At 67.6% G+C, this 14,062-nt stretch carries 11 protein-coding genes; 7 read left to right on the top strand and 4 right to left on the bottom strand.

Annotated elements, in window-relative coordinates; genetic code table 11:
* Both mfd and V7787_RS49815 read right to left on the bottom strand, forming a co-directional pair.
* Positions 1–3,407: transcription-repair coupling factor (gene mfd, locus V7787_RS49820; RefSeq protein ID WP_336094969.1), on the bottom strand; the 3,407-nt coding region annotated here is incomplete at its 3' end.
* 689 nt (positions 3,408–4,096) lie between these two features.
* Positions 4,097–4,690, bottom strand: a complete 594-nt coding sequence (locus tag V7787_RS49815; protein WP_336094968.1) for a GNAT family N-acetyltransferase — start codon at positions 4,688–4,690, stop codon at positions 4,097–4,099.
* Between the two features lie 642 nt (positions 4,691–5,332).
* Here V7787_RS49815 and V7787_RS49810 point away from each other — a divergent pair.
* The 3 genes from V7787_RS49810 to V7787_RS49800 all read left to right on the top strand — a co-directional run bounded on the left by V7787_RS49810 (position 5,333) and on the right by V7787_RS49800 (position 8,011).
* Positions 5,333–6,247 carry a cation diffusion facilitator family transporter gene (locus tag V7787_RS49810; RefSeq protein WP_336094967.1) on the top strand — a complete coding sequence of 305 codons (915 nt, stop codon included), beginning with the start codon at positions 5,333–5,335 and terminating at the stop codon, positions 6,245–6,247.
* Between the two features lie 133 nt (positions 6,248–6,380).
* Positions 6,381–7,388, top strand: a complete 1,008-nt coding sequence (locus tag V7787_RS49805) for a YwqG family protein (protein WP_336094966.1) — start codon at positions 6,381–6,383, stop codon at positions 7,386–7,388.
* 143 nt (positions 7,389–7,531) lie between these two features.
* Positions 7,532–8,011, top strand: coding sequence for a GNAT family N-acetyltransferase (locus V7787_RS49800; protein ID WP_336094965.1), 480 nt, complete (start codon positions 7,532–7,534; stop codon positions 8,009–8,011).
* Positions 8,012–8,026: 15 nt separating this feature from the next.
* Here V7787_RS49800 and V7787_RS49795 read toward each other — a convergent pair whose 3' ends face one another.
* Positions 8,027–8,887 carry a 23S rRNA (adenine(2030)-N(6))-methyltransferase RlmJ gene (locus V7787_RS49795; protein WP_336094964.1) on the bottom strand — a complete coding sequence of 287 codons (861 nt, stop codon included), beginning with the start codon at positions 8,885–8,887 and terminating at the stop codon, positions 8,027–8,029.
* A 189-nt stretch (positions 8,888–9,076) separates the two neighbouring features.
* On the opposite strand from V7787_RS49795, the gene creB reads away from it, so the two are divergent.
* Together creB and creC are read left to right on the top strand one after the other, a co-directional pair.
* The gene (creB, locus tag V7787_RS49790; RefSeq protein ID WP_336094963.1) at positions 9,077–9,748 is read left to right on the top strand and encodes a two-component system response regulator CreB; all 672 of its coding nucleotides are present in this window, start codon (positions 9,077–9,079) and stop codon (positions 9,746–9,748) included.
* A gap of 7 nt (positions 9,749–9,755) precedes the next feature.
* Positions 9,756–11,201 (top strand): two-component system sensor histidine kinase CreC, encoded by a 1,446-nt coding sequence (gene creC, locus V7787_RS49785; protein ID WP_336094962.1) that lies wholly within the window; start codon positions 9,756–9,758, stop codon positions 11,199–11,201.
* Between the two features lie 270 nt (positions 11,202–11,471).
* On the opposite strand, the gene V7787_RS49780 is transcribed toward creC, so the two are convergent.
* Positions 11,472–11,669: a hypothetical protein gene (locus V7787_RS49780; protein ID WP_336094961.1), complete on the bottom strand. Its 198-nt coding sequence runs from the start codon at positions 11,667–11,669 to the stop codon at positions 11,472–11,474.
* Positions 11,670–11,768: 99 nt separating this feature from the next.
* Between V7787_RS49780 and creD the strand changes: the two genes are divergently transcribed.
* Both creD and V7787_RS49770 read left to right on the top strand, forming a co-directional pair.
* The gene (gene creD / locus V7787_RS49775; protein WP_336094960.1) at positions 11,769–13,211 is read left to right on the top strand and encodes a cell envelope integrity protein CreD; all 1,443 of its coding nucleotides are present in this window, start codon (positions 11,769–11,771) and stop codon (positions 13,209–13,211) included.
* A 217-nt stretch (positions 13,212–13,428) separates the two neighbouring features.
* Positions 13,429–14,037 carry a GNAT family N-acetyltransferase gene (locus V7787_RS49770; protein WP_336094959.1) on the top strand — a complete coding sequence of 203 codons (609 nt, stop codon included), beginning with the start codon at positions 13,429–13,431 and terminating at the stop codon, positions 14,035–14,037.
* The last annotated feature ends 25 nt before the right edge of the window (positions 14,038–14,062 follow it).

The raw sequence follows: 14,062 nt of genomic DNA, 5'->3' as shown, positions 1-14,062 counted from the left end.
CGCGCCGGCGCATCCGGCAGATCGAGCTTGATCTTGAGCTTGTCCGGCCCGTCCATCTGATACAGCTTGGGCTGTCCCTGGATCATCTTGATGATCGACATCGGGTCCACGTTCGGCCGCTCTACGAATTGCAGACGGCCGCCCTTCTCGCCGAGATCGAGCTTGCGGATGCCCAGTTCGGTCGCGGCGAGTTTGAGCTCGGCCACCGCGAACAAATGCTTGGCCGCATCGGGCAACAGGCCGAAGCGGTCGATCATCTCGACCTGCAGCTCGCGCAGTTCCTCCGTGCCGCGCGCGCCGCTGACGCGCTTGTACAGGGTCAGGCGGGTGTGCACGTCGGGCAGGTAATCCTCGGGAATCAACGCCGGAATGTGCAGTTCGACTTCAGCGCCGCGCGCGTCGGTGGAATCCACGTCGGGCAGCTTGCCTTGACGGATCGAGCGCACCGCGCGTTCCAGCAACTCGGTGTAGAGGCTGAAACCGACCTCGGCCATCTGCCCGCTCTGATCCTCGCCGAGCAACTCGCCGGCGCCGCGGATTTCCAGGTCGTGGGTGGCCAGGGTGAAGCCGGCGCCGAGTTCGTCCATCGAGGCGATCGCTTCCAGGCGCTTTTGCGCGTCGGAGGTGATCGAGCGCTTGTCCGGCACCACCAGATAAGCGTAGGCGCGATGGTGCGAACGGCCGACCCGGCCGCGCAGCTGATGCAACTGAGCCAGACCGAACTTGTCGGCGCGGTTCATGATGATGGTGTTGGCGTTGGGAATGTCGATGCCCGACTCGATGATGGTCGTGCACAGCAGCACGTTGAAGCGCTGCTTGTGGAAGTCGAGCATCACGCTTTCCAGCTCGCGCTCGGCCATCTGGCCGTGGGCGACGCCGATGCGCGCCTCGGGCACCAGCTCTTCCAGTTGGCGCTTCATCCGGCCGATGCTTTCGACATCGTTATGCAGGAAATACACCTGGCCGCCGCGCGACAACTCGCGCTGGAACGCCTCGCGCAATTGCATGTCGTCCCACGGCACCACGAAGGTCTGCACCGCCAGCCGGTGCGCGGGCGGGGTGGCGATGATGCTCAGATCGCGCAAGCCGGCCATGGCCATGTTGAGCGTGCGCGGAATCGGCGTGGCGGTCAGGGTCAGCAAGTGCACGTTGGCGCGCAGCGCCTTCAGCGCTTCCTTCTGGCGCACGCCGAAACGCTGTTCTTCGTCGACGATGACCAGGCCCAAATCCTTGAAGCGCACATCGTTCTGCAACAGCCGGTGGGTGCCGACCACCACGTCGATGGTGCCCGCGGTGAGTTTCTCCAGTTCGGCCTTGATCTCCTTGCTGGTCTTGAAGCGCGACAGCACTTCGACCTTGAGCGGCCAATCGGCGAAACGGTCGCGGAAATTGCGGTAGTGCTGCTCGGCCAACAACGTGGTCGGCACCAGCACCGCGACCTGCTTGCCGGCGGTGGCGGCGACGAAGGCTGCGCGCACCGCGACTTCGGTCTTGCCGAAGCCGACGTCGCCGCAGACCACCCGGTCCATCGGCTGGCTGCTGCTCAGATCGCGGATCACCGCTTCGATCGAGGAATGCTGGTCCGGGGTTTCCTCGAACGGGAAGCCGGCCGCGAACGGTTCGTACATCGAGCGGTCCACGTCCAGCGCCAGACCCGCGCGGGCCTGGCGCTTGGCCTGGATTTCCAGCAGTTCGGCGGCCACGTCGCGGACTTTCTCGGCGGCCTTGCGCTTGGCCTTGGTCCATTGCTCGCCGCCCAGCGAATGCAACGGCGCGGTTTCCACCGAGGCGCCGGAGTAGCGGCTGATCAGATGCAACTGCGCGACCGGCACATACAGCCGATCGCCCTTGGCGTATTCGATTTCCAGGTATTCGCCGGGCTGGCCGCCGGCTTCCAGCACGATCAGGCCGCGGTAACGGCCGACGCCGTGATCCTCGTGCACGATCGGCGCGCCTTCGGACAACTCGCCCAGGTCGCGGATGATCGCCTCGGGCTCGCGTCCGGCGCGCTTGCGCCGACGCGGTTGCGCGGCGCGTTCGGGGAACAGTTGCCGCTCGGTCAGCACCGCGATCGCCGGCTCGCTCACCGCGAAACCGTCGTCCAGCGGCGCGACCGCGATGGCGAAGCGGCTGGCGCCGTCGCGGAACGCGCTCCAGCCGGCCACGACTTCGGGCTTGAGCGCGGCGGCCTGCAGCACTTCCAGCAAGGCTTCGCGGCGGCCGGCGGTATCGGAGGCGATCAGCACCCGGCCGGGGTAGCTGGCCAGGAACGACTTGAGCGCCTCGGCCGGCGCGGCGTCGCGCGCGGCCACCGGCAGCGTCGGCGCGGGTTGATCGCCGAGCGCCAGCGCCTTGGCGCGTTGCGGGTGTTGTTTGCCGCACAGTTCGATGCGCGGCGCTCGGTTGAGGGTTTCGCGCAGACCCACCGGGGTGAGGTACAGCGCGTCGGGCGGCAGCAGCGGGCGTTCCAGATCGTGGCGGCGTTGCTCAAAGCGCTCGCCGGTGTGGCTCCAGAACTGGTCGGCCGCTTCCAGCGCGCCGTCGGCGATCACCGGCAGGGCTTTGCCGCCGAGGTAATCGAACAAGGTCGCGGTTTGTTCGAAGAACAGCGGCAGGTAGTACTCGATGCCCGACGGCGCCAGGCCGGCCTTGAGGTCCTGGTACAGCGCGCTGCGCCGGGTATCCAGATCGAAGCGCTCGCGCAGCGCGTCCAGCGCGCGCTTGAGCGAAGCGTCGTCCAGCGGCACCTCGCGGCCGGGCAGCAGGTGCACGCGTTGGATCTTGTCGAGCGAGCGTTGCGATTCGGGATCGAACGCGCGGATGGTTTCGATTTCGTCGTCGAGCAACTCGACCCGGAACGGCGTGTCGGCGCCCATCGGGTAGACGTCGAGCAGGCCGCCGCGCACGGCGAAATCGCCCGGGTCGAGCACCTGCGGCACGTGCCGGTAGCCGGCCGATTCGAGCCGGCGTTTTTCGCTGTCCAGATCCAGCCTCTGGCCCACGCGCACGTCGAAACTGCCGCCGACCACATGGCGCAGCGGCGCCAGCCGTTGCAGCAGCGTCTGCACCGGCACCACCACGATCCCGCGCTTGAGCGTGGGCAGGCGATGCAGCGCGGCCAGACGCTGGGAGACGATGTCCGGGTGCGGACTGAACAAGTCGTAGGGCAGGGTTTCCCAGTCGGGAAACGGCAACACCGGCAGCGCGCCGTCGATCGCGCCGTCTTCGCCGAGCAGGGTGCGCAGGTCCGATTCGAGCTGATGGGCGCCGTGGTTGTCGCGGGCGACCGCCAGCAGCGGGCCGTCGTGTTCGCCGGCGGCGCGGGCGATGGCCCAGGCCAATGCGGACGGCGAGGCCGGCGCGCGCCACCAGGCGCGCTGCTGGCCGGTTTTAGGCAGCAGGGACATGAGGTTGGAAGCCGGGGAGTTGGAAGCCCGGGAGCGGGACGCCGGGGATTCTGAGGTCGGGGGCATAGAGGTCGGCTAGTGTAAAGGGATACGTCGCGCGGGGTTTGCGCGGTTTGTGCTTGCGCTGGGCGGGCGCGGATGGTGGCGCGCTATCGCGGACGGGATCGGTCCGCGATCGATGGGGCGGTGTCGACGAAACCGAGCGGTTTGTCGATCGTCATAGCGGCGAACCTGGGCTTCTCAACCGTCGCTGCGGCGAAAGCCGGCTTGTCCACCGTCATTGCAGCGAAAGTCCGTCCACCGTCATTCCGGCGAAAGCTCGTCCACGGTCATTCCGGCGAAAGCGCATCCACCGTCATTCCGGCGAAAGCCGGAATCCATTTTGATTTCGCTCTCGTCGGCCAAGGCAGAGCCGTTTGGTCGGCGAAGCATCTGCGCTGCGCCGGCTCTCTGCCGCGCAACGGCGGGCAAGAACGACCGCACGCTCCGACCCGGCATCTGTCGGCGCGGCCAGTGTCGAGGTTTCAAATGGAGGCCGAAGCCCGCCAATGCAAGCGGCTGAACGCTCGCGAGCGCGGCGAACGCAGATCGCACCGGCACCACCGGTGCGCACGGGAGAAACGGGGATCGGTGCCTCGTCCGGTCTTTGCGGCGCGAACCGATGCGATGAGCCCGACGCTACAACCCGATCAGCTCTCGCTCTTGGCCGGCGCCGGATCCTCGCCGATCGCCCGCGCAGCCTTGCTGCGCAAATCCATCGACACCCGGATCAGGCCCGGCGCGTCCTGCTGGAACTCGCGTTCGAAGCCCAGCGACTGCGCCAGCGACAGCATCGGCGTGTTGTGTTCGAACACGTCGCCGTACAAACGATGCACCTTCTTGCCGCGCGCCCACTTCACCAGCCGGGTCATCAGATAACGGCCCAGGCCCATGTTGGCGATGTAGCGGCTGACCAGGATCGCGAATTCGGCGTTCTGGGTGCGCTCGTCCAGCGCCACCCGGGCGACTGCGCCGACCAGCGCTTCGCCGGGCGGCAAGGGCTCGGCGGCGACCAGGGCGAACTCGGTGCGCGGGTCGATGCGGGTGAAGCGTTCGGCCATCTCCGGGGTGAGTTCCTTGAGCGCATACAAAAAGCGCTGGCGGACCTCATCGGGCTGGAGCAGGGCGAATCCGGCCCGCAGGGGCTCGGCGTCCTCGGGTCTGACCGGACGGATCAGTACTTCGCGCCCGTTCGGGAGACGCTGGCGTTCATGCCAGGGCGGTAAGCGTTCACGCGTGGCCATGGGTCGGATAGTGGCACATTGTGACGAATTTGGCCCTTCATCTTCGTGATGGGTGCGTCCCGGTCCGACCGGCGGCGCTGAACAGCCTGAACGTGCGTTGCGCAGGATGAAGGGTGGGACCTGCGCCACGGATGCGGCGTTTTATGACGTACTCGACGCGAAAAGTGCGGATGGATCGCATGATGGCTGTGTGAATACGGCTTGACAATGCCTAGGGCCCGAGCACTTTGCCAGTGCCGCCGGCCGCCGGCCGCCGGCCCCAGCCGGGGGCGGCCGGCCCGGCTCGGGGGAACCGAGGTCGTCGGCGCGACCCACGTTCGGCGAGCGGCGAGTCCGGTCTCGCCGGTGGCCGCCGGGCATCTGGTTCGACTTCGAGCCACTTCGGTAATGCGGCGAGTCGCCGCGACTGCGGACAGGTCGCACGCGGTCTGCGTCGGCGACCGTCGCGCGTGCACTCGCTCGCTCGCTGCCGACCCTGCCGATTTCGAGCTTGCGTCCATCGTTGCCGAGGCGAGCGGGACAGGCGCATGCGGCGCGCGACAGCGTCGGCGAGCGCCGCCTTCGCGGCGGCGATCGCCGACCCTCAACCGCCAGCATCGGCAATGCTAGACTCCGGCGCTCGACCCGAAGGAGCAGTACGGCATGGCAGGTGGTGGCGATTCGACCCGCGCGATTTTGTTCGCACTTGGCGCTAATTTCGCGATCGCGGTGGCCAAGGGCGTGGCCGCGTTTTTCACCGGTTCCAGCGCGATGCTGGCCGAGACCGTGCACTCGCTGGCCGACTGCGGCAACCAGGGCCTGTTGCTGCTGGGGTTGAAGCAATCCAAGCGTCCGCCGTCGCCCGACTATCCGCTGGGTTACGGCAAGGCGATCTACTTCTGGTCGTTCCTGGTCGCGGTGATGTTGTTCACCGTCGGCGGCATGTTCTCGCTGTACGAGGGCATCCACAAACTGCAGCATCCCGAGCCGCTGAAGCAGTGGTGGTGGGCGGCCGGCGTGCTCGCGTTCGGCATCTGCGCCGAGTGGGTGTCGATGCGCGCGTGCCTGCAGGAAGTGGCCAAGGCGCGCGGTCAACGCTCGCTGTGGCAGTGGTTCCGCGAAAGCCGCCAGGCCGAACTGGTGGTGATTTTCGGCGAAGACCTGGCGGCGCTGCTCGGCCTGGTGCTGGCGCTCGGCGCGATCTTGCTGGCGGTGTTCACCGGCAACCCGATGTGGGACGCCATCGGCACCATCAGCATCGGCGCGCTGTTGATCATCGTGGCGGTGTTCGTGGCGATCGAAGTCAAGGCGATGCTGATCGGCCAGAGCGTGGACCCGCAGCGCCAGCAGCAGATCCGCGCCTTCCTCGACGCGCGCCCGGAAATCTCCAAGGTGATCAGCGTGATCACCCTGCAACTGGGCAATGAAGTGATGGTCTCGGTGCAGGCGCAGATGCGCGAGGAAAACAGCGTCGCCCTGCTGACCGATCAGATCAACGCGGTCGAGCGGGCGATGAAGCAGGCGTTCCCGGAAGTGCGCTGGAGCTTCTTCGAGCCGGACGCGAAGACCGGCGACTGAGCGCAGTCGCGGCACGGCCCGTCGCGGGCCGGCATGAGCGAATCGAAAGCCGGGACGGCGTTGGCCGTTCCGGCTTTTTCTTGGCCATAATCCGAGCCGGGACGAATCGGCGCGAGCGACAGGACGACGGACGATGAAGACGGGCAAGGCGGTGTTGTTGTCGGTGGCGATCGTCGCCGCCGGTGCGGCGGTGGTGGGCGGGGTGGGGTATCTGGTTTATCGCAAGGCCGAGGCTCATATCCAGCCGACTGCGGCGAAGGATCCGGTCGATACCGCCGAACCGGCCGAAAAGTCCGGGACCTGCGCCAAGCAGGACGAAAACGCCAAGGCCAAGGCGATACTCGCGCCGGCCGCCGATGCGCTGCAACGCAGCGAGCGTGCGGTGGCGCGGATCGTATTGGAGCCGCTCAAGGCCGACGACGTGAAGCTCAGCAAGGTCGGCGGCCGCGCCTATTGGGCCGCCGGCCGCGACTACCCGCGCGACGCCAAGGGCCAGCCGATGTTCCTGCTGGCGCAGATCAACTGGGCCGAGCCGCCGAAGATGCAGGGCTATCCCGAACGCGGCCTGCTGCAGTTTTTCGTCTCCGGCGACGACTACTACGGCGCCGCGTTGGATCAGGCGCACGGCGCCGACCGCATGCAGGCCTTGGCGCAACAGACCGGCTTTCGCGTGGTGTATTGGCCCGACGCCTCCGCGCCCGCGTTGGCGCCGCCGCCGGCCAGCGCCGGCAAGGATTCGTTGCCGTTCGACCCGGACAAACCGCGGCGCATGCGTTTCAGCGCCGATCACGAGAGCATCGGCCTCAACGACGCGGGGCTGGACAAGGTGTTGGGCGGCAGCGTGCACGACCTGGTCGAGCGCTATTCCAGCGAACACCCCGACGACCGCACCAGCGACGAGGCCTTGAACGACGAACTCGCCGATTACCTGGAACGCACCGGCCACAAGCTCGGCGGCTACCCGGACTTCACCCAGAGCGATCCGCGCGACGCCTCGGACAAACGGATGCTGCTGTTCCAGCTCGACAGCGACGACGCGATGATGTGGGGCGATTCGGGCATCGCCAATTTCTTCATCGATCCCGAGGATCTGGCCCGCGCCGATTTCAGCCGGGTGTCGTATCACTGGGACTGCTACTGAGTCCGCGTTAGCCCGGCCCGCGCGGCGCCAAGATGTGTCTATGTGTGCCGATGCCGCCGCATCGGCATTACCGGACTGCGCCGGTTTCGAGCGCGGCGAAAACCGGCGATGATTTCGTATTGCCGGTTTCTGGATCGCCACCGATGCGTTTACGCGCCTATACGCCCGCCGATCGCGAGGCCTGCCTGGCCTTGTTCACCAGCAACGTGCCGGAGTACTTCGCCGAGATCGAACGCGCCGACTTCATCGACACGCTCGACAACATCGAGGATTACTGGGTGCTGGAACTGGACGGCGAGGGCGTGGTCGCCTGCGGCGGTTACGCCACCGCGCGGCCCGATCCCGGCGACGGCCCCGATTCGAACGCCGATGTGGCGGTGCTGTGCTGGGGCATGGTCCGCCGCGATCTGCACCGGCGCGGCTTGGGCGAGCGTTTGCTCAGCGAGCGCTTGAACCGGATCGACGCCGATCCGGCGTATACCGCGGTGGTGATCGAAACCTCGACCTTCAGCCGCGATTTCTACGCCCGCCACGGCTTTACGACCACCCGCGAGCAAGCCGACGGATTCGCCCCGGGCTACGATCTGGTGGCGATGCGCCGGCCGGTGCCGTGGCCCGGCTGAGCGGCCGCGACGCGCTCAGTCGGCCTGTTTGAGCCACTGGATGCCGGCGGCCGCATCGGCGGTTTCGCCGAGTGTGCGCGCCAGCACCGGCAAGGCCGCGCCCAGGGTCTGGTCGAACTGCCAGGGCGGATTGAGCAGCAGCAAGCCGCTGCCGTTCATGCGCAGCGGCGAGTCGTCGGCGCGGACCAGCAGTTCGGCGGTCAGGATCGACTTGGCCGGCAGGGTCGCGGCGCGGCGATAGAACGGCTGCAGCGCGCGCCGGCGCTTGATCGGATACCAGAACGCGTAGGTGCCTTGCGGCCAGCGGGTCAGGGCGTCGCGCAGCGCGCCGAGCGCGGTGTCGAATTCCTGCAACTGCGCCTCGAACGGCGGGTCGATCAACACCAGGCCGCGATTGAAGCGTTGCGCGCCCAGTTTCGGCGGCAACAACGCCTTCATCGCCGCGTAGCCGTCGCGCTCGTGCACGGCCATGCGCGGATCACGGGCGAAGTTGTGCTTGAGCTGGGCCGCTTCTTCCGGCTGCAGTTCGCAGGCGGCGATGCGGTCGTCCTCGCGCAAGGCATGCGCCAGCAGCCAGGGCGAGCCGGGGTAGGCCGAGGCGCCGTGTTCGGCCCGGCAGGCGCGGACCGCGGCCAGATAGCGGGTGATCGCCGGCTGCTTGGGCGCTTCGGCCAGCAAGCGGCCGATGCCGCCCTCGGCCTCGCCGGTGCGCAGCGCCGAGTTGCCGTCCAGCGGGTACAGGCCGCGCCCGGCATGGGTATCGAGCGCGAACAGCGGCGCCGGCTTGGCGGTCAGCGCGTCGCACAAGGCCAGCACGGCGACGTGTTTGAGCACATCGGCGTGGTTGCCGGCATGGAAGGCGTGGCGGTAATTCATTGGCGGCCGGGATTCGGGATGGGGGATTCGGGATTCGCTACAGCGGCCCGTGCAGGCGCCATTATGCGGGCCATGGCGCCGATTTCCGGAAACCCGGGAAAATTCGCGGTGGCCGAAGCTGCCCCATAATGGCCGCGGAACCGCTTTGCCCATCCCCATCCCCTATCCCTAATCCCGATTCCCGTCCCAATGCGCATCCTCCTGGTAGAAGACGAATCCGCCATCGCCGACACCGTGCTGTACGCATTGCGCGCCGAAGGGTTCGAGGCGGTGCATTGCCTGACCGGCGGCGAGGCGCTGCGCGAGGCCCAGCGCAGCGCCTTCGATCTGGCCGTGCTCGATATCGGCCTGCCCGACATCGGCGGCTTCGCCCTGTGCCGCGAACTGCGCCGCGGGCGCGACTTGCCGGTGATCTTCCTGACCGCGCAAAACGCCGAAGCCGACCGCATCCTCGGCCTGGAGATCGGCGCCGACGATTACGTGACCAAACCGTTCTCGCCGCGCGAACTGGCCACGCGGGTGCGCGTGGTGCTGCGCCGGGTCGGCGCCGGCAACGCCGCGCCCGAACCGGAGACCGGCTTCGTCCACGACACCGAGGGCAAGCGCATCCGCTACCGCGGCCAGGCCCTGGACCTGACCCGCTACGAATACGGTTTGCTGGCCGCGCTGTTGCAGCGCCCCGGCGCGGTGCTGTCGCGCGCGCAGCTGATGGACCGGGTCTGGGGCGACGCGCTCGACAGCGGCGACCGCACCGTCGACACCCACATCAAGACCTTGCGCGCGAAGCTGCGCGAGGTCGCCGCCGACAGCGATCCGATCCGCACTCATCGCGGCCTGGGTTACTCGCTGGAACACGACTGAGCCGCGCATGCGCATCGGCCTGCGGATTTTTCTCGGTTACTTCCTGATCGTCGCGCTGGCGGCGACCTTGCTGGCGCGGGTGTTCGTGGCCGAGGTCAAGCCCGGCGTGCGCCAGGCGATGGAAGACACCCTGGTCGACACCGCCAACATCCTGGCCGAGTTGGCCGCCGACGATTTTCTCGCCGGCCGCATCGACCAGGGCGATTTCGCCAAGCGCGTGCGCGCGCTGGCCGGGCGCGACGTGGGCGCGGCGATCTGGGGGTTCCGCAAACGCTCGGCGAGCTATCGGGTCTACATCACCGATGCGCGCGGCATCGTCGTGTTCGACAGCGGCGGCCAGGACGTGGGCAAGGACTATTCGCGCTGGAACGACGTGTACCTGACCTTGCGCGGGCGCTACGGCGCGCGTTCCAGCCCGGGCGAAGGCGGCGATCCGGACGACACGGTGATGCACGTGGCCGCGCCGATCCGCGACGACGACGGCCGCATCGTCGGCGCGCTCAGCGTGGCCAAGCCCAATCGCGCGATCGCGCCGTTCATCGCCCGCAGTCAGGGCGTGGTGACGCGCTGGGGTTTCGTGCTGATGGGCGTGGCCTTGCTGATCGGCGTCGGCGTGTCGTGGTGGCTGTCGCGGCAGATCGGCTTGTTGCGTCGCTATGCGCATGCGGTCACCGCCGGTGCGCGCGCCTCGCCGCCGGACGCGGCCGGCGAATTCGGCGAACTCGGCCGCGCCTTGGAAACCATGCGCACGCGCCTGGAAGGCAAGCAGTACGTCGAACAGTACGTGCACACCCTGACCCACGAAATGAAGAGCCCGCTGGCGGCGATCCGCGGCAGCGCCGAACTGCTGGAGTCGCCGCCGGGCGAAGCCGGCATGTCCGATGCCGACCGCGCGCGCTTCGCCGGCAGCATCCGCGGCCAGGCCGAGCGGCTGGCGCAAATGATCGACAAACTGCTGGCGCTGGCGGCGGTGGAGCATCGGCAGAGCCTGGAGCGTCCCGAGCCTGTGGCATTGGCGGCGATCGCCCAGGAAGCGGCCGAGCAATGCGCGCAGCGCTTGAACCGGGCCGGCGCCCGGCTGCTGCTGGATCTGGAGCCGAACCTGCCGCCGGTGAGCGGCGATGCGTTCTTGTTGCGGCAGGCGCTGATCAACCTGATCGACAACGCCGCCGATTTTTCTCCGCACGGCGCGGAGATCGTGTTGCGTTTGCGTCGCGACGGCGATGTGCAGCGGATCGAAGTCAGCGATCGCGGGCCTGGCGTGCCGGATTACGCGGTGAGCCGGGTGTTCGAGCGGTTCTACTCGTTGCCGCGTCCGGCCGGCGGCAGCCGCAGCAGCGGCTTGGGCTTGTGCTTCGTCGCCGAAGTCGCGGCTTTGCATGGCGGCGACGCGGCGTTGGTCAATCGCGAGGAGGGCGGGGCGCGGGCGAGTTTGTCGGTGCCTTCGGTGTAGCGGAAGTGTTCGGGTTCGCGATCGCTTCGTCGCGGTCGTCGATTCGCCGATGCGGGTCGCGTCGTTGCTTCGATCGGCCGCGACAACACCTCCCCGCCGTCAAAGTCTCCTCGCGGTCAGAACTTCCCCGCCGTCGAAACCTCCCCACCGTCATTCCGGCTTTCGCCGGAATGACGGTGTGTGGGGTTCTCGGCATCGCCAGGTTGTCGCGGTCGCCACGCCATTCTAAAAGCCGTCACTCCTGCTTTCGCCGCGTCATTCTAAAACCCGTCATTCCGGCGAAAGCCGGAATCCATTTTGACGTTGCTTTTGTTGTTGCCGTCCGGAGCCGCAAGCAACAGCAAGATCAAAATGGATTCCGGCTTTCGCCGGAATGACGGTGGTGTGGGTTTCGGCCTTCGCTGGAACGACGATGGGATCGCGGATGCCGCCGCCACCATTCGAAGCGAGCCGCCCATCGCCACCCACCGCTTCACCACCGCTTCACCCAAGCCACACCCCCGAGCCATTGTCTCCCCGCACGACGCCTTCAACCTGTCGTCCACCTCTGGAAGCGGGAGCAAGGACATGCGGGTTTGGTTGAAAATGATGCTGGTGCTGGGGATGACCCTGGCGATATTGATTCCGTTGCTGATGATCGGCGGGATCATCAGCGACCGGCAGATGTACCGCGCGCAAGCGGTGTCGACGGTGGCGCGCAGCTACGCCGGCGCGCAGGCGTTCTCCGGGCCGGCGCTGGTGGTGCCGTACGAGGACACCTGGGTCAGCGAGGAAAAGGACGACAAGGGCACGGTCAAGCACGTGGTGCACCGCGAGCAGGGACGCTGGACCTATTTCCCGAACAAGCTGGCGGTGGAGGGCGACGTGGCGCCGAAGGTGCGCGCACTGGGCCTGTACAAGGTGCTGGTGTACGAATGGACCGGCAAGGCCAAGGCCGATTTCGCCGCCAATATCCCGCTCAATCCAGTCGCCGAACCGGGCACCACGGTGGCCGGCATCACCCGCACCATCGGCAAGCCCTGGCTCAGCTATGCCTTCGCCGACGTGCGCGGGCTGCGCGATCCGAAACTGCGCCTGGACGGCGCGGAAGCGGCGATCGAAGACGGCATGGGCGCGCGCGACGGTAACGGCATCCATGCGCGTCTGAGCGCGCCGGCGCCGGGCACCACTTTGCGCCTGCAAAGCGATCTGGACTTCGTCCTCGGCGGCACCGAATCGCTGGCGCTGGTGCCGCTGGGCAAGGACAACCGCTTCTCGCTGCGTTCGGCCTGGCCGCATCCCAACTACAGCGGCAGCTTCCCGCCGAGTTCGGACAACATCACCGACAAGGGTTTCCGCGCCGATTGGCGGGTGTCCTCGGTCGCCACCAACGCCCAGCGCCAGTACCTGGCCGGTTCGGTGCTGCCGACGGTGATGGTGGTCGGCGGCGACGCCGCGGCCGAAGGCGTCGGCAGCGACGTCAACGCGGTGCAGATCACCTTGAAGGATCCGGTCAACGTCTACTCGCAGGCCGATCGCGCGACCAAGTACGGGCTGTTGTTCGTGCTGCTGACGTTCGTGGGCTTCTTCATGTTCGAGCTGATCAAGCAATTGCGCATCCACCCGATCCAGTACGGCCTGGTCGGCCTGGCCCTGGCGATCTTCTTCCTGCTGCTGGTGAGCTTGAGCGAGCACATGGACTTCGGCCTGTCGTACTTGATCGCGAGCATCGCCTGCATCGGCCTGCTGGTGTTCTATCTCAGCGCGGTGCTGGGCGGGTTGGCCCGCGCCCTGGGCTTCGGCGCGATGCTGGTGACCTTGTACGGCGCGCTGTACGGGTTGCTGATCTCCGAAGACAACGCCTTGGTGCTGGGCGCGGGACTGTTGTTCATCATCCTGGCGACGATCATGGTGGTGACCCGCAAGGTCGATTGGTACCAGCTCGGCGGCGGCGCGCCCAAGCGCGAGACCGCGCGGGCGCGGCCGACGGCGACGGTGGCGCGCGATTCCGGCGACGACGCGGCGGTCTGATCGACCGACCGACCGGACGGCGCGAGGGCGGCGGGTGGAGGCCCGCCGCCCTGGTTTTTCGGCTTCCGGGCGGCGGTCGCGGTTCGGGGTTTCCCCCGATGGCGCCGGAGCCGGCGGCGTTGGAAGATAGCCGGGCCGCGACGGATCGTCGGTTCCCGCATAGCCAAGGCGCGCCGTCCGGCACGGCGGCGGCCGGCGCACTGTCTAAGATGGCCTCATGAGCAAACCCGCACCCACGATCCGCAGCTTCGTCGGCGCCGAGATCGCGCCTTATCTGGAGGCGATCGCGGCGCTGCGCATCGCGGTGTTCCGCGATTGGCCGTATCTGTACGAAGGCGACGCCGCCTACGAGTCGCAGTATCTGCGCACCTACCGCGATTCGTGGCGCAGCATCGCGGTGCTGGCTTTCGACGGCAACAGGGTGGTGGGCGCGTCGACCGGCTTGCCGATGGCGGATGAAATGATCGAGTTCCGCTCCGCCTTCGATGGCCATCTGGTCGATATCGATCACGTGTTTTATTGCGGCGAATCGGTGTTGTTGCCCGAATACCGCGGGCGCGGCGTGGGCCATCGCTTTTTCGACGCGCGCGAGGCGCATGCGCGCGCGCTGGGCGGTTTCCGCTGGACCACGTTCTGTGCGGTCGAGCGCGAACCCAGCGACCCGCGGCGGCCGGCGTTCCATCGCGGCAACGAGGATTTCTGGAAGAAACGCGGCTACACCCATCGCCCGGAATTGCAGGCGCGGTTGCCGTGGAACGAAGTCGGCCGCGGCGAACGCGACCATACCCTGAGCTTTTGGCTGCGGCCGTTGGAGCGCGCGCGATGAAGGTGGCGGTAGCCAAGTACACGAT

Source organism: Pseudomonas sp. CGJS7, assembly GCF_036961695.1.
The sequence above is the reverse complement of the archived record's forward strand: the minus strand, read 5'-3'. Positions and strand labels throughout refer to the sequence as shown.

Coding starts and splice junctions, on each gene's coding strand:
- V7787_RS49815 (WP_336094968.1), bottom strand. CDS start 4,690: ATGGCCACGCGTGAACGCTTACCGCCCTGGCATGAACGCCAGCGTCTC.
- V7787_RS49810 (WP_336094967.1), top strand. CDS start 5,333: ATGGCAGGTGGTGGCGATTCGACCCGCGCGATTTTGTTCGCACTTGGC.
- V7787_RS49805 (WP_336094966.1), top strand. CDS start 6,381: ATGAAGACGGGCAAGGCGGTGTTGTTGTCGGTGGCGATCGTCGCCGCC.
- V7787_RS49800 (WP_336094965.1), top strand. CDS start 7,532: ATGCGTTTACGCGCCTATACGCCCGCCGATCGCGAGGCCTGCCTGGCC.
- V7787_RS49795 (WP_336094964.1), bottom strand. CDS start 8,887: ATGAATTACCGCCACGCCTTCCATGCCGGCAACCACGCCGATGTGCTC.
- creB (WP_336094963.1), top strand. CDS start 9,077: ATGCGCATCCTCCTGGTAGAAGACGAATCCGCCATCGCCGACACCGTG.
- creC (WP_336094962.1), top strand. CDS start 9,756: ATGCGCATCGGCCTGCGGATTTTTCTCGGTTACTTCCTGATCGTCGCG.
- creD (WP_336094960.1), top strand. CDS start 11,769: ATGCGGGTTTGGTTGAAAATGATGCTGGTGCTGGGGATGACCCTGGCG.
- V7787_RS49770 (WP_336094959.1), top strand. CDS start 13,429: ATGAGCAAACCCGCACCCACGATCCGCAGCTTCGTCGGCGCCGAGATC.